Source organism: Spiroplasma endosymbiont of Eupeodes luniger, assembly GCF_964019525.1.
Taxonomy (GTDB): Bacteria; Bacillota_I; Bacilli_A; order Mycoplasmatales; family Nriv7; genus Nriv7.
This window is the reverse complement of the sequence record NZ_OZ026453.1, coordinates 722,473-737,853: the sequence shown is the minus strand read 5'-3', so window position 1 is coordinate 737,853 and position 15,381 is coordinate 722,473. Positions and strand designations below refer to the sequence as shown.

Annotated in this window: 20 protein-coding genes, 1 other RNA gene and 1 pseudogene; 17 read left to right on the top strand and 5 right to left on the bottom strand. The window is 26.8% G+C overall.

Annotation, left to right across the window (positions count from 1 at the left end):
- The first annotated feature begins 36 nt into the window (after window positions 1-36).
- From cmk to AACK86_RS04310, 8 genes are all read left to right on the top strand, one after another.
- Window positions 37-729, top strand: a complete 693-nt coding sequence (gene cmk, locus AACK86_RS04345; protein ID WP_338981567.1) for a (d)CMP kinase — start codon at window positions 37-39, stop codon at window positions 727-729.
- An 11-nt stretch (window positions 730-740) separates the two neighbouring features.
- Window positions 741-2,060, top strand: a complete 1,320-nt coding sequence (der, locus tag AACK86_RS04340) for a ribosome biogenesis GTPase Der (protein ID WP_338981565.1) — start codon at window positions 741-743, stop codon at window positions 2,058-2,060.
- 21 nt (window positions 2,061-2,081) lie between these two features.
- Entirely contained in the window at window positions 2,082-3,077 is a 996-nt protein-coding gene (locus AACK86_RS04335) for an NAD(P)H-dependent glycerol-3-phosphate dehydrogenase (protein ID WP_338981564.1), read from the top strand.
- A gap of 5 nt (window positions 3,078-3,082) precedes the next feature.
- On the top strand, window positions 3,083-3,649 hold the full coding sequence (locus tag AACK86_RS04330; RefSeq protein WP_338981563.1) for a hypothetical protein: 567 nt from the start codon (window positions 3,083-3,085) through the stop codon (window positions 3,647-3,649).
- A 4-nt stretch (window positions 3,650-3,653) separates the two neighbouring features.
- On the top strand, window positions 3,654-3,986 hold the full coding sequence (locus AACK86_RS04325; protein WP_338981561.1) for a DivIVA domain-containing protein: 333 nt from the start codon (window positions 3,654-3,656) through the stop codon (window positions 3,984-3,986).
- A gap of 22 nt (window positions 3,987-4,008) precedes the next feature.
- Window positions 4,009-4,404, top strand: an RNA gene (rnpB, locus tag AACK86_RS04320) — RNase P RNA component class B.
- 58 nt (window positions 4,405-4,462) lie between these two features.
- A complete protein-coding gene (gene pgsA, locus AACK86_RS04315) occupies window positions 4,463-5,080 on the top strand; it encodes a CDP-diacylglycerol--glycerol-3-phosphate 3-phosphatidyltransferase (protein ID WP_338981559.1) in 618 nt (205 codons plus the stop codon).
- A gap of 23 nt (window positions 5,081-5,103) precedes the next feature.
- A complete protein-coding gene (locus tag AACK86_RS04310; protein ID WP_338981557.1) occupies window positions 5,104-5,559 on the top strand; it encodes a CinA family protein in 456 nt (151 codons plus the stop codon).
- Between the two features lie 332 nt (window positions 5,560-5,891).
- Here the strand turns inward: AACK86_RS04310 and AACK86_RS07740 are convergent, their stop codons facing one another.
- Together AACK86_RS07740 and AACK86_RS07735 are read right to left on the bottom strand one after the other, a co-directional pair.
- Window positions 5,892-6,284, bottom strand: coding sequence for a transposase family protein (locus tag AACK86_RS07740; RefSeq protein WP_422398306.1), 393 nt, complete (start codon window positions 6,282-6,284; stop codon window positions 5,892-5,894).
- Window positions 6,269-6,724, bottom strand: coding sequence for a transposase family protein (locus AACK86_RS07735; protein WP_422398228.1), 456 nt, complete (start codon window positions 6,722-6,724; stop codon window positions 6,269-6,271). Before AACK86_RS07735 ends, AACK86_RS07740 begins: the two co-directional genes overlap by 16 nt.
- A 124-nt stretch (window positions 6,725-6,848) precedes the next feature.
- Here AACK86_RS07735 and AACK86_RS04300 point away from each other — a divergent pair, with 124 nt between their 5' ends.
- The 7 genes and pseudogenes from AACK86_RS04300 (at window position 6,849) to AACK86_RS04265 (ending at window position 11,506) form a co-directional block, all read left to right on the top strand.
- Window positions 6,849-7,007, top strand: a complete 159-nt coding sequence (locus tag AACK86_RS04300; RefSeq protein WP_338981553.1) for a hypothetical protein — start codon at window positions 6,849-6,851, stop codon at window positions 7,005-7,007.
- Window positions 6,998-7,177 carry a hypothetical protein gene (locus AACK86_RS04295; protein WP_338982687.1) on the top strand — a complete coding sequence of 60 codons (180 nt, stop codon included), beginning with the start codon at window positions 6,998-7,000 and terminating at the stop codon, window positions 7,175-7,177. The genes AACK86_RS04300 and AACK86_RS04295 overlap by 10 nt, the downstream gene beginning before the upstream one ends.
- 8 nt (window positions 7,178-7,185) lie before the next feature.
- Window positions 7,186-7,706, top strand: a pseudogene (locus tag AACK86_RS04285) (hypothetical protein).
- Window positions 7,707-7,912: 206 nt separating this feature from the next.
- A complete protein-coding gene (gene rny / locus AACK86_RS04280; RefSeq protein ID WP_338981547.1) occupies window positions 7,913-9,451 on the top strand; it encodes a ribonuclease Y in 1,539 nt (512 codons plus the stop codon).
- A 221-nt stretch (window positions 9,452-9,672) separates the two neighbouring features.
- Complete coding sequence (locus tag AACK86_RS04275; protein ID WP_338981545.1) at window positions 9,673-10,083, top strand: hypothetical protein; 411 nt, start codon at window positions 9,673-9,675, stop codon at window positions 10,081-10,083.
- A 184-nt stretch (window positions 10,084-10,267) separates the two neighbouring features.
- The gene (locus tag AACK86_RS04270) at window positions 10,268-10,486 is read left to right on the top strand and encodes a hypothetical protein (RefSeq protein ID WP_338981543.1); all 219 of its coding nucleotides are present in this window, start codon (window positions 10,268-10,270) and stop codon (window positions 10,484-10,486) included.
- Between the two features lie 51 nt (window positions 10,487-10,537).
- A complete protein-coding gene (locus tag AACK86_RS04265) occupies window positions 10,538-11,506 on the top strand; it encodes a hypothetical protein (protein ID WP_338981541.1) in 969 nt (322 codons plus the stop codon).
- Between the two features lie 191 nt (window positions 11,507-11,697).
- Here AACK86_RS04265 and AACK86_RS07730 read toward each other — a convergent pair whose 3' ends face one another.
- Window positions 11,698-12,090, bottom strand: a complete 393-nt coding sequence (locus AACK86_RS07730; RefSeq protein WP_422398306.1) for a transposase family protein — start codon at window positions 12,088-12,090, stop codon at window positions 11,698-11,700.
- A complete protein-coding gene (locus AACK86_RS07725) occupies window positions 12,075-12,527 on the bottom strand; it encodes a transposase family protein (protein WP_422398227.1) in 453 nt (150 codons plus the stop codon). Before AACK86_RS07725 ends, AACK86_RS07730 begins: the two co-directional genes overlap by 16 nt.
- Before the next feature lie 443 nt (window positions 12,528-12,970).
- Here AACK86_RS07725 and AACK86_RS04255 point away from each other — a divergent pair, with 443 nt between their 5' ends.
- Both AACK86_RS04255 and AACK86_RS04250 read left to right on the top strand, forming a co-directional pair.
- The gene (locus AACK86_RS04255; protein WP_338981537.1) at window positions 12,971-14,122 is read left to right on the top strand and encodes a hypothetical protein; all 1,152 of its coding nucleotides are present in this window, start codon (window positions 12,971-12,973) and stop codon (window positions 14,120-14,122) included.
- A 55-nt stretch (window positions 14,123-14,177) separates the two neighbouring features.
- Entirely contained in the window at window positions 14,178-14,681 is a 504-nt protein-coding gene (locus tag AACK86_RS04250) for a hypothetical protein (protein ID WP_338981535.1), read from the top strand.
- Window positions 14,682-14,953: 272 nt separating this feature from the next.
- Here AACK86_RS04250 and AACK86_RS04245 read toward each other — a convergent pair whose 3' ends face one another.
- A complete protein-coding gene (locus AACK86_RS04245) occupies window positions 14,954-15,340 on the bottom strand; it encodes a hypothetical protein (protein WP_338981533.1) in 387 nt (128 codons plus the stop codon).
- Between the last annotated feature and the right edge of the window lie 41 nt (window positions 15,341-15,381).

Genomic DNA, 15,381 nt, shown 5'->3' with positions numbered 1-15,381 from the left:
ATATTAGATGTATAATTTATTAGAGGTGGAATAAAAATGAAACAGATAAATATTGCTATTGATGGACCAGCTGGAAGTGGTAAGTCAACAACTGCTAAATTAGTCGCTAAACGGTTACATTATATTTTTATTGACACTGGTTTAATGTATCGGGCTTTAACACTTTATTGTTTAGTAAATAAAATTGATATTGATGATAATCGAGCAGTTATTAATGTGTTGACTAATATTAGATTTAGTTATGATGCTAATGGCAATATTTATGTGAATGGGGTAAAACAAAATTCTTATGATTTAAGTAGTAAAAAGGTTGTTGAGTATGTTAGTCCTATTAGTGCTATCAAAGCAGTAAGAACATTTATGGTTAAAAGTCAAAGAGCAATTGTTCAAGGTTTTGGTTATATTCTTGCTGGCAGAGATATTGGGACAGTTGTTTTGCCTACTGCGCAATTAAAAGTATTTTTAACAGCAACAGTTAGTAAACGAGCACAAAGAAGAGTGGAACAAGCACGACAACAAGGAATAGTTTTAGAGTTGTCTAGTGTTCAAAATAATTTACAAGATCGTGATCGTCAAGATTCCGATCGTAAAGTTGGTCCCTTAAAGAAAGCAAATGATGCGATTGAAATTGATAATAGTAATTTATTATTAGATCAAATTGTTGATTTAATTGCAACAATGGCTTATGAAATTAAAAAAAATCAATGCCTTTTGCAAATGCATAGTTAGGAAAAAATAAAATGAAAAATTCTGCAGTTGTCGCTATTGTTGGGCGACCTAATGTTGGTAAGTCAACATTATTTAATCGCTTAATTAAAAATCGTTTATCAATTGTTGATGATACAGCAGGAGTTACGCGAGATCGGATTTATCAAAAGGCACAATGACTTAATCGTGAATTTTGATTAGTAGACACAGGTGGTCTTGGTTTTGGTAATGATGAATTACAAGAACAAATTTTGTTACAAGCACAAATTGCGATTGAACAAGCGGATGTTATTATTTTTACTACTAACTATCAAGAACGCTTGCAAGATGAAGAAAAACAAATTGCTAAAATTCTTTATGGAATTAATAAACCGGTTATTTTGGTTGTTAATAAATATGATAATCAACAAGTTAATAATGAACTATATGAGTTTATTCAATTAGGATTTGGTGAACCAATTGCTGTTTCGTCAACGCATGGAATTGGAATTGGTGATTTGTTAGATAAAATTATTTTTAGTTTAAATCAATTAAATTTAGAAATAAAACCAGATCTTGAAAATGAAACTAAAATGGCTATTATTGGCCGACCGAATGTTGGTAAGTCTAGTTTAACAAACGCATTATTAAATGAATCGCGGGTTGTGGTTTCTAATGTTCCAGGCACGACAACTGATGCGGTTGATAGTTCATTTGTTAGAAATGGGCAAAAATTTGTTGTTATTGATACGGCGGGAATTAGAAAACGAGGAAAAGTTCAAACAAATTTAGAAAAGTATAGTGTATTGCGGGCTTTAAAAGCTGTGGAACGAAGTGATATTGTTTTATTAGTATTAGATGGTAAAGAAGGTATTAGAGAACAAGATGCTAAAATTGGTGCCATTGCGAAAGAGGGTTATAAACCAGTAATTATTGTTGTTAACAAATATGATGAAATGGAAAAAACAAAAAAAACCTTAGATGATTTTCGTAAAGAAATTCAAGTTCATTTTAAATATCTTCATTATGCTTTTGTAATTTTTGTTTCGGCATTAAAAAATGTCCATCTCGGAAAGATTTTTCAAAATATTAATAAGATTCAAGAAAAACAAAATTTACGAATTCAAACTAGTGTTGTTAATGAAATTCTTAGTAAGGCTCAATTATTACATCAACCACCTATTTTTCAAGGTGAACGATTAAAGATATATTATGCTACGCAAGTAAGTAAGCAACCGATTACTTTTGTTTTATTTGTTAATAACCCGAAGCATTTACATTTTTCATATGCAAGATTTTTGGAAAATCAGTTACGAGAATATTTTGACTTTCAAGGAATTCCTTTACGATTGATTTTTCGTCAAAGAAAATAAATATTTAAGGAAGGTAAAAGAATGCAAAAAATTATTATTTTAGGAACTGGTGCATTTGCTAGTGCTTTGGCACAAGTTTTAGCAGATAATAAAAATGAAGTATTAATGTATGGCATTGAAAAAAGTGAAGTTGATGATATTAATAATAATCATCAAAATAGTAAATATTTTCAAGAAATTCGTTTAAATGAAAATATTGTGGCGACTAATGATTTAAAACAAGCTTTATGTGATGCTAAAGTTATTGTTTTTGCGGTTCCTTCACAGGTTTTACCTAGTGTTTGTCAGCAAATTAATGAGTTAGTAACTTATCCAGTGCATTTTATTAATATTGCTAAAGGTTTTGAACCTAATACTGGTGAAAGGTTATCGTTAACAATTCGCAAAAATTTAAATCCTGATATTATTGAAGATTTGTCAGGATTATATGGTCCTAGTATTGCAATTGAAATTGTTCAAAGATTTCCCACACAAGTAACAGCGGTTAGTGAGAATTTATTATATGCGAAAAAAGTTCAGCAATATTTTAATAGTGAAAATTTTTCGGTGACGATTACTAATGATTTTATTGGTGTTGAATGTGCTAGTGCTTTAAAAAATGTTGTTGCGATTATTTCGGGAATGTTAAAAGGTCAAAATGCTAGTGATAATACTGTTGCATCTTTTATTACTATTGGTTTAAATGAAGCAATTAAATTTAGTAATAAAATGGGGGGAAAAACAGAAACATTTTTAACGCCAGCCGGCATTGGTGATTTAATTTTAACAGCAATGTCACCGAAATCTCGTAATTATCAATTTGGTTATGAAATTGGAAAAACTAATGATCCAGAAACTTTTATTAAGAAATTACAAAAAACTGTTGAAGGTTTTGGTACTTGCAAGTTAGTTAATGAGCAAATGTCAAAATTAAAGTTAAACCTCCCTTTGTTTGCATTATTATATAAAATTCTTTATTCATATGAAAATCCGCAAATTGTAATTAACAACTTTTTAAAACATTTTCCAATTGAATAAAAATAATGAACATAAATTCGTTAAATATTTTTCATAAGTGAAGACTTTTATTACAGTTTTATAAGGTTCTTTTAATTACGGAAGATGAATTAATTATTTTATTATTACTAATGCATTCATTATCGGAAGAATATCAATTTATAACTCCGCGGGAATTAGAAAACTTTTCTAATTTTGATGTTAACAAAATTGATAAATTATTAGTTCAATTATTAGAAAAAGATTATTTACAAATTAGTAATTTTAATGATAAGTTAACAATGTCATTAACACCATTATTTAATAAAATTTTTCAGATTTTGCAAGATGATAATGTAATTATTGAAGATAAGTTTATTGATATTAATAGTGTTTTAATAACACCGTTATCTTTTGAACAAAAATTATTTATTGAACAACATTTGAATGATGAAAATTTAATTAATAAGGTACAATCGTTAAAAAGTAATAATAAAAAAACTAATTTTATTAAATTACAACAGTTGATTTTAAATCCTAATAATAAAAAAAGTTTATCACAATTTAATTGATTAATTACTGATATGATTGATGCCATAAAAAAGGAGGAATAATTTTATGAAAAATGATAATAGTTTTAAATTGGCAAAAGAGGATATTTTAGAAAAAGAATTTCAAATTAATTTTAAAGGTTATGATGCCCAAGAAGTTGATCGGTTTTTAGATATTGTTCAAAAAGATTATGATGCTTTTAATAAAATTATGGAAACTCATGTTGATGAAATTTTGCGTTTAAAAGAAAAACTTAAAGAAATAATTGAAGAACATGAAAAGTTAAAAAGTAATTATGAAATTGTTATGCAACAACGAGATAAGTTAGAAGAAAAAGGTTTACGAAATGTTGATATCATAAATCGGTTAAGTAAACTTGAAAGTAAAGTTAATAAGTAGTAAAATGGATATGAGATTAAAAATCCGTGCTAATCGCTGTTAGAAATTTATTTTTAATAGAGGAAAGTCCACACTCACACTAGCTGTGATGCTAGTAATGTTTATGCTTGGAGAAAAAATAATCCAAGGATAAGAAACAGCATTTGCTGTTTCTTAGATGGCTAATTAATAACCTAAGTTAATTATTTAATATGGTTTAGTAGTTTATAAAAGTGCCATAGTGACGATGCTAATGAGAAATTATTAGAGTGGAACGTGGTAAACCCCATAAGTGAGAAACCCAAATTATGGTAGGGGAACTATTAATTGCGAATGATAAGTAATTAATGGATATTTGTTAATTTTAAAGGTTAATTAATATAGATAAATGATTAGCGCTTAAAGCATTGATGTCTTTAAGAACAGAATGTGGCTTACGAGATTTTTAACTCGTTTTTTATTTTTAGGTTATAATTATTTATATAGGAGGGTTGCTAATGAATTTACCAAATAAAATAACATTAGTACGAATTATTTTAGTACCAATAATTTTAATTTTAATGTTGTTAGGCGGACCATTTGATAACTATAATTTTGTTAGTGGTAGTATTAGTATTGATAGTAATGTTAAAATTAATATTCTTTGAATTATTGCAGGGTTCCTTTTTATTATTGCTTGTTTTAGTGATTGATTAGATGGTTATCTTGCTAGAAAAAATCAGCAAGTAACAAACTTTGGTAAGATTGCTGATCCGATTGCTGATAAGATGTTGACTAGTGGTGTTTTAATTATTATGACAATTCCGCAAATTATTCCCGTTTGAGTAACATTAATTTTGATTTCTCGCGATATTTTGCTTGATGGGATAAGAATGTTTTTAGCAACTAAGAAAGTTGTTATTGCTGCTAATTATTATGGTAAATTAAAAACGCTAATGCAAATGGTGGCGTTAACATTATTATTTTTTATTAATCATATCTGATTTGGATGAGATAGTGGTTGAGGTTCCTGAAAGTATCACATTATTTTAATACCAATGTATTTATCATTATTGCTTTCAATTTGGAGTGCAATTACTTATATTCTTGGAATTAAACAGAGCAATCAAAAATAAATATTAATTAGGAGGAAAAAAAGTTGCACGATTTAGTTAAATTATTAGAAAAGAAAAATTTAACCATTAGTAGTTGTGAAAGTATTACAGGAGGAGCTTTTAGTGAAGCATTAGTTAAGACGGAAGGAGCAAGCAAAGTATTTCGTGGTGGATTAATAGCTTATAGTGCTCATTCTAAAGTTCATTTAGCAAGAGTTCAGTTAACAACTTTACAATCATTTGGTGCTGTTAGTGTTGAAACAGCTATTGAAATGGCACAAAACGCAAAAAATTTATTTGATAGTGATATGGCAATTAGTTTTACTGGTAATGCTGGTCCTGAAAATTATGAAAATAAGCCATTAGGTTTAGTATATATTGCATTGGCTTATAATAACAAATGTTTAGTTTATGAATATCAATTATCGGGAAATCGCAAACAAATTATTAATAAATGTGTTAAATTAACTCCAGAATTAATTAAAGAAAATTTAAAATAAACTAGGAAAAGTTTATTTTTTTTGTTAATTTATTTAGTGGAGGTAAGAAAATCTCAAAAAATAAAAGAAATACTACCGAAATTATTAATCGTGAAGAGCTTTTACAACAAGCATTACAAACAATTATTAAAGAATATGGTCAGGATGCGGTTGTAGATATGAATAGACTTCTTGCATAACCTATTAAAAAAATTACAAATATTTGTAAAAAGACAGTAATAGAAAAATATAATTTTAATTAATTATGTCTTTTATCTAAAAAATTAATATTTTGCCACAACAAAAAATGAATTTATTATTTAAATTCTTTAATTTTAAATAAATCTTTTATATTAAATTAATAATTGCAAATTATAAATTGAGGCAATTAAATTAAATCTTAAACCAAATCTTTTTCTACGATTACGATATTTTTCTGTCATAATTTTAAATTTTTTAAGAATAGCAAAAATATTTTCAATAATAATTCTCATTTTTGAAACTAGTCTATTATGTTGTTTTTGTGCTTTATTTAAATGGTTTTTCTTTGTTTTCTTTGTAGGTATTAGAACATTATTGTGAATTTTTTGTATTCCTTGATAACCACTATCAACTATTAATTTGGTATTTTTTAAAATTGGGATTTTTGATTCTTTAAATAAAGCATAATCATGTTTTTTCCCAAGTGAAAAACTTGTTGCAATAATTTTTCTGGTTTCTTGTTCGATAATTACTTGTGTTTTAATGGTGTGTTTTTTCTTTTTACCAGAATAAGATTGTTTTTGTCTTTTTTTGGGCGTTGGATTGGAGTTTCGGTAGCATCAATAATAATAATAGTTTTATCATTAAAATAATCATTTATTAGTGCTTTTTTACCAGCAAGTTGTTGAAAATCAGAGTTTTTAATTAAAATATCTTCAATTCACTTGATATTGCGATAACAATTAGCTTCACTAATTCCGAAATTTTTACCAAGATGAAAATAAGTCTGATATTCTCGTCAATATGATAAAGTCATCAATAATCTATTTTCTAGCGATAATTTATTAGTTTTACCACCTTTTTTAAATTTTTCTATTTCAGCTACTTGTAAAATATCTAACATTTTATTAAAAGTGGATTTTTTTATTCCTGTTAATCTTAACCATTCTTTATCATTAAGAGTATTAAATTTATTATTGTTCATATTTTGATATCCTCATAAATTATATTTTATAAGAATATTTTAATAAAAAAGGTATCGCAAGAAGTCTAATAAAAAACTTCCATCCAAAGATAATGTTATTAGTTCGGGAAGTTTATTATTGGATATGGCAATTGGGATTGGCGGGTATCCTCGGGGCCGAGTTATTGAAGTTTATGGTGCTGAATCTTCAGGAAAAACCACTTTAGCATTACATACTATTAGTGAAGTTCAAAAAAGTAATGGTAAAGCGGCTTTTATTGATGTAGAACATGCATTAGACTAGACCCAAATTATGCTCAAAAAATTGGTGTTATTTTAGAACAATTATTAATTGTTCAAGCTGACTCAGGTGAGCAAGCGTTAGGAATATTAAAAGTTTTTGTTAAATCAAATGCTATTGATTTGATTGTAATTGATTCTGTGGCGGCATTAACCCCCCCCAAGTTGAATTAGATGGTGAAATGTCTGATCAAACAATTGGTGCGCAAGCGCGATTAATGTCAAAGGCATTACGCAAGTTAAATTCATATATTGCTAAAACTAATTGTTTGGTTTTTTTATTAATCAAATTAGAGAAAAAGTGGGAATTATTTTTGGTAATCCAGAAATAACCCCTGGAGGTACAGCATTAAGATTTTATTCATCATTACGAGTTGAATTAAGAAGAAGTGAACAAATTCTGCTTAATAATCAATTGGTTGGTTATAAAACTAAGGTTAAAATTGTTAAAAATAAAGTTGCTGCTCCTTTTCAAATGACAGTTTTAGATATTTACTTTGATCGGGGAATATGTAAGTTAGAAGAATTGATTTCATTAGGTATAAAGGCTAATATTTTGCAAAAAAATGGTTCTTGATATAATTATGGTGAGCAAAAACTTGGTTTAAGTCGTGATAAGGTTAGAGAATTTTTTATTGCTAATGTTGATTTACAAGAACAGTTGCATTGTAATGTTGCTGAGTGATTACATAATGTTAAGTAATTTTTAATAGCAAGTCTTTTAACGAATGACTTGCTTTTTGCTTTTTAATCTTGATATTGGTATTTAATTAGTTATTAAAAAATGATATTATTAATAGGTAAACATTAAAGTAATGTTTTAAAGTAATTATCTACTATTTAAAAAAAATTAAATTAAATTTTATTAATAATTTCAAAAGAAAATTAACTATTCAGAAAGGAAAATTTATGAGTAAATTAGAATTCGGTCTTTTGGTTGGAATTTTTTTAGCATTGGTGATTGGCATTGGCGTTGGTTTGTTAATTAAATATTTTGTTCGTACTAGTAATGATAAAAAGAGTCAAATAAAATTGGAACAAGCAGAAAGAGAAGCAAAAAATATTATTCAATCAGCAAAGGCAGATATCAAAGTAGAAATTGCGCAAATGAAAAAAGAAGTAGCAATGGATTTAGAACAAAGAAGAAGTCAAAGTAATAATTATGAAACCTTATTAATGAAACGCGAAAAAAATATTATTGAACGCGAAGAAGTGTTGGAATCTCAATATCGTGAAATTCTTCAAAAAAAAGATAATATTAAAAAAATTGAAGAAAAATATTATGATAAGTTAGAGAAAATTGTTTTGGAATTAGAAAAAGTTGCGGGACTTAGTCAACAAGAAGCAAAAGTAGTTTTGTTTAAGGAATTAGAGGAGAAGCTTGATTTAGAGTTAGGGCAATTAATTAAAAATCGTGAAAATGATGCTAAAATTAAAGCAAAAAATATTGCTGACAATATTATTGCTGTTGCTATTGAAAAGTATGCCCATGATGTTGTTGCTGAAAAAACAACATCATTTGTTAAGTTACCTAATGATGAAATGAAGGGACGAATTATTGGTAAAGAAGGTAGAAATATTAAGGCTTTTGAACAAGCGGCAGGTGTTGATATTATTATTGATGATACTCCAGAAGTTATTCAAGTGGCATCTTTTAATCCGATTAGACGAGAGATTGCCGTTCGAACTTTAAATTCATTAATGCGCGATGGGCGAATTCAACCAATAAGAATTGAAGAAGTTTTAAAGAAAACCGAAGATGAGTTGGAAGCTTTAATTCAAGAAACTGGACAAAAGGTACTTAATGACTTAGGAATTACTAATATGAAGCTTGGATTAGTTTATTATCTTGGAAGATTACGATATCGTACTAGTTTTGGTCAAAATGCTTTACAGCATTGTATTGAAGTAGCAAAATTGGCAGGAACAATGGCTGCTGAGTTGGGATTGGATGAAAAATTAGCAAGAAGAGCGGGTTTATTACATGATATTGGTAAAGCAATTGATTATGAAATGGATGGTTCACATGTTAATTTGGGGGTGCAATTAGCAAAAAAATATGGTGAACACCCGCTAATTATTAATGCTATTCATGCGCACCATGGTGAGGTTAGTCCGCAAAGTATTTATGCGGTTTTAGTAATGGCAGCGGATACTTTATCGGCAGCTAGACCCGGAGCAAGAAATAATTCTTTAGAAGAGTTTATTCAAAGAATGCAACAAATTGAAGAAATTTGTCAATCAATTCCTGGGGTGCAAAAATCTTATGCTGTTCAAGCGGGAAGACAAATTAGAATTATTGTTGATCCTGGTAAGGTTAGTGATGCTAAGGTTTATAAAATTGCTCATGATGTGAAAGTTAAAATTGAAAAAGAAATTACCATTCCTGGCGATATTCATATTACTGTTATTAGAGAATTAAGAGCTAATGAGGTTGTTGCTCGTTAAAATTAAATAATAAAATAAAATAATTAGGAACAATCTATGATGATGCTGTTCCTTTTTGATATTAAATGGTTAAATGATTGTATTTTTATTTTAAAGTGATTAAAATAATAGCAAGTAAAAGTAATTATTAAATTATCTATAAAAGTATTATTATCAATATTAGCAATAGTATAATTTTAATTACTTTTTATTTGTTATATGAAGGGAATGTGTTGATTTAAATGAATAGAATTTTAAAGCAGTTACTAACTTTTACTTTTATTATTACACCAATAAGCACAATAATTGGTTGTAATACAGGTAGTTTTAATGATGACAATTTTAAAATAAAAAATGCGAAGCTTGTGGCAGCAACTAATGAATTAGCAAGTAAAGAACTTAACCCTTTGTTTTTAGAGCAAATTTTTGTTGACGATAATATTGTTAATTTAATTACCAAAAAGTTATCAGATTGTATTGCGGGATTATTATTTGTATATGTTAGTGATGTTACGATTGAATTAAAAGATAATAATATTATGGTTTTCAGGGATGTTGATATCATTAATGTTAATGTTATTTTAAAAGGAAAAGCGATTGATAAAAATAAAACCGAAGTTAAAAATTGAAAGGAAAATTACTATTACAGTTAATCGTCATCGGGATTTAGAAAACGAAGCTAGTAATATTTTAAATAAGTTTGAAACTGTTGAGAATGTCTTTCATTATCAATCAATTAATCAAATAACATATGTATTATAGCAACACATACCTAATAATAAAGAAAATGATTTAACGGTTAATATTGAAATTGATAATAATGATTGAGAGCAAGTGATGCAAACAGAACCAACGAATTTTTTTGTGCTGAAAGTAAAAATATCAATATTACATCATACAGTTTTAATTAAAACAAAGGATATTGTTGTTAAGGTATGAGGTTTATTTGAACCAATTAGTAATTATTTGGATAATTTTAAAGATATTCTTGAAGAAAATTGTTATCTTAGTAAAGAAGAAGTCATTGAAGTTGTAAAAATTCGGTTGTTGCTGTAGTTCCTAATAATATTACGATAGCATATGAAGTGTTAAATTGAAAAGACCCCTATGTATCCTGAAAGTTTTGATGCGATAGTTATTGTTAAAGCAATAAAGGATGGTAAAGAAATTAATACTATTCAAGTTAATGTGAAAGTTAAGGGATTAAAAAGTGCGATTAAATCTTATTTAAGTAAGTTTAAAAATATTGATGGGCCTAAATATTATGATAGTGAAGATGAAGTTATGCAAGCCATTAAAGAATTAGTTGATGTTTCACCGCCAAAAGGAATTACAATTGTTAGTAAAGTTTTGCATTGAGATTTAGTTGCTACTAGTGAATTATCAAATGTTGACTTAGAAGTTGTTGTTAAAGCAATGAATAATACTACTGAGGTTGGTGAAGTTAAGCTTAAAGTTAAGGCGACTACTTGTAGTGAAAAAATTAAAAATGAAGTAAGTAACTATTTAAATAAGTTTAATAGTGTTGTTGAAGCTCGTGCTTATAAAAATGAGCAAGATATTCAACAAGTAGTTAGAAATTTAGTTACGGAAATGCCACCAGTTGGTGTTAAGATAAAATATGAAGTTTTAGATTGAAAAAAAGTTTATATTAGTGATTATGATGTCCAAGTTAAAATTCAAGCAATTCATAATTGTGAGATTTTAGAAACAAAAACTATTACTGTTAAGGTTTTGGCTTCAACAGGTGAAGAAATAAAAAATTATGTTCATTCAGAACTTGCACGGACATTTCCTGAAAATCAAACAAAGATTGATGAACCGCTTGCAACTATGGTTGAGTTTACAAATTATTTACAAAATAAAACAAAAGATATTTATAAAGGCGATTATGAATTATTAATCGTTCCTAATGAAACCGATTGAAATGATAAAGTAATAGCGGCTGCTGGTAAAGACTTTGGGCAAGTTACGGTATTATTTCAATTAAGAGAAAAAAATTCTCGTGATATTATTTCTGATAGTGATAAAAAGATTAATTTTTTAGTTAAAGCAAAACCTAGAAATAATTCATAATTTAAGGAGCAGAAAGAGAGAATAGACTTCTTGCATAACCTATTAAAAAAATTACAAATATTTGTAAAAAGACAGTAATAGAAAAATATAATTTTAATTAATTATGTCTTTTATCTAAAAAATTAATATTTTGCCACAACAAAAAACGAATTTATTATTTAAATTCTTTAATTTTAAATAAATCTTTTATGTTAAATTAATAATTGCAAATTATAAATTGAGGCAATTAAATTAAATCTTAAACCAAATCTTTTTCTACGATTACGATATTTTTCTGTCATAATTTTAAATTTTTTAAGAATAGCAAAAATATTTTCAATAATAATTCTCATTTTTGAAACTAGTCTATTATGTTGTTTTTGTGCTTTATTTAAATGGTTTTTCTTTGTTTTCTTTGTAGGTATTAGAACATTATTGTGAATTTTTTGTATTCCTTGATAACCACTATCAACTATTAATTTGGTATTTTTTAAAATTGGGATTTTTGATTCTTTAAATAAAGCATAATCATGTTTTTTCCCAAGTGAAAAACTTGTTGCAATAATTTTTCTGGTTTCTTGTTCGATAATTACTTGTGTTTTAATGGTGTGTTTTTTCTTTTTACCAGAATAAGATTGTTTTTGTCTTTTTTTGGGCGTTGGATTGGAGTTTCGGTAGCATCAATAATAATAGTTTTATCATTAAAATAATCATTTATTAGTGCTTTTTTACCAGCAAGTTGTTGAAAATCAGAGTTTTTAATTAAAATATCTTCAATTCACTTGATATTCCGATAACAATTAGCTTCACTAATTCCGAAATTTTTACCAAGATGAAAATAAGTCTGATATTCTCGTCAATATGATAAAGTCATCAATAATCTATTTTCTAGTGATAATTTATTAGTTTTACCACCTTTTTTAAATTTTTCTATTTCAGCTACTTGTAAAATATCTAACATTTTATTAAAAGTGGATTTTTTTATTCCTGTTAATCTTAACCATTCTTTACCATTAAGAGTATTAAATTTATTATTGTTCATATTTTGATATCCTCATAAATTATATTTTATAAGAATATTTTAATAAAAAAGGTATCGCAAGAAGTCTATTGAACACCAGTGTTTAATTTCATTGACACTTTAGAAAAAGGTTATTACAAAGAATTTACAATTAAAAATCACGGCTTTAAAAATGAGAGTTATTTTTATCATAAGACTTCAACTATTTTACCAAATTCAGAAATAATCAACCCTACAAATGCAACCAAAATTGAAGTTATAAAAAAAATTAAAAAAAACTTAATGAAACAATTAACAATCTTGCTGGCGTAAATAATGCAATTTAAGGCATCGACTATAATACAGAAATTAAAGATAATGACAACAATTACTTAGACGATAGCGCTACTTTTGATTTGACAACAGACAATGTCGCTGACAGAACATTTACCGTTAAATTCACTGCGATTGAAACGAGTACACAATTGCAAGGAACAAATACAATTAAAATTGTCATTCCAAAACAAGAGTATACCAACGATAATGTCCTTAAAATTAAGGCATTTAATAAAACCCTAATTGCTGGAAATAACTATTTACAATTATTACACGGTGAAAATGAAATATGAAAATATGACACCAAAAGGGCTAACGATTATTACCTAATTAAGTATCTTTTTGGAACCTTAAATTACCTCAATGTTAAATTTAGTTTTCTACGATATGACTCTGATTTACGAAATGATATTTACCTATATTTTAAAAACAACATTTCTAGTATTAACAATAACGATTACAAAAATGTTTTTAACGAAATCTATGAAATTCTCGGAAATTTCTTTGCTAGTTTATTTTACGCTACTTTTGACATGGACGAAAAAACTCATACCGAAATTGATTTTAAAGGAGTGGACAACTATAACAAAGATTACTTTATTCAAATTGGTTTCTTTTATCGCTCGTTAATTAATTTTTATCCCAAAAAATACTTAATCAATGTTACTGGTAATTCGGAATTACTACTAAGAAGCTATTTCTTTACTTTTGATAAAAAAACGCATCAAGAAAATTACAATGCTATTAAAGATAATAACTGTATCTATCAAATTGATTTTAATGTCCTTAAATCTTATGATAATAAACTCATCGCCTTATCAACCAACAAAACTGTTAACAGTATTAATTATCTCAATACCGATATTGATATTCGTTATGGTATTAATATTTTTACCTTAACTTTTCCACTTTATAACAAAGGTAATGTCTCTAATTACAATTTTAAAATTTATGATTTTAATGTCCTTAATTCCACGGCATTTATTCCTGATGGTTCCACCAATTCAGAATGGGATGACCTAATTCCGCTACCAAATTGCAAATATTCCGGACGATGAATACCAACCTTCAATGACATTGGTTGTGCCATTCAAAATGCTGGTATTAAAATGCTAAACTGAGCGCTGACAGCGTCACAAATCATTACAATTTTACGCCCATTAGCAATTATTGCAAAAGCAACAGTTAACTTTTCAACCGCCATTTTTCCAGTTTTTAAAACGGTACCAGCTTTTTATTATACCTTTCAATTTTTAATCGGTTTTGCCATTTTTCTAATGATATTAAGGATTTTCGTGTAATATATATATATATATATATATAATTGAAAAATAAAGTAATAAAGGAGTTAAAATAATGAAAATTTTAAATATAATAGCTCTTTCAACATTAACAATATTACCAATAATTGGCTGTTCTAAAAAAGAAAATAAATCAGTAGAACAAAAAAATAAAGTTCATGATTTTGAAATCAGAAATCTAGAAAAAGTGCAATTTTGGATTTCAGCAAGAAAAAATAATTTAAATCTTTATCCAGTTACGCAAGTTGCTATAGAAAAAAAAGATAACATCAATCTAAATGAGAAATTACCAGAATTAAAAAATTTAAATTGACTTATTTTTAGATTTACACTAGAATTTAAAGATAATCAAAGCAAACAAGATGAAATTAGACAACTAATAACTACACACGGACGAAAAATAGATGAAGATAGTGATAATAAATTATGAATAATTAATAAAAAAATAGCAATCAAAGCGCAAGGCACAAGTTTAGGCACTCTTAATCATGATAACAATATAACAAATTACAGATTAAATAAAACAAATAATTTTAAAATTGAAATTGAAAATCCTTAATAACTAAATTTAAAAACTGTTAAAATACTACCTTTTTAAGGTGGCAGTCTATGGTGACAAATACCTGCGCCCTTAAACAACCAAACAATTTTTTTATTTTGAAAAAATAAAAAAGCAGTATTTAAATTTAAATACTGCTTTAGTAAAAATAGTTTAAATCTTAATTTAAATTAGATAATTAACAAATATATTGAAATTAAAATTTAAACTCAGATTATTATTTATAATACATATAAGAAATATCTTGCTCTTTTAATTAATAATGTTAAATTTTATTCTATCCCTAGTCAATCGCCTTCAGTGTTGGTTATAATGACAAAACCATTTTTTTCATTATCTAATATTTCAAAATAACCATTTATTTGTTCAAAGTGAAGCAGTATCGCTTTTACGAGAGTATTGGAATCTTCATTTGTGACACTTCCGCCTCAGCCAGAATGATCATTTATAACAAATTTATTTTTAATAATTTTAGTAATGTTTGCTGGTGAATTTTTATTTTGTTTGATTTCATTTCATGTGGTTTTGTTAACTTTAATTTTTAATTTATCATGGGCTAGAAATTTATATCATTTTTCAATGTTATCATAAACATTATGATGAATTGAAGTTGGCAACGCAATATCAGATGTTGCATGATGATGAAAAGCAAAATACATTAGACTTCTTGCATAACCTATTAAAAAAATTACAAATATTT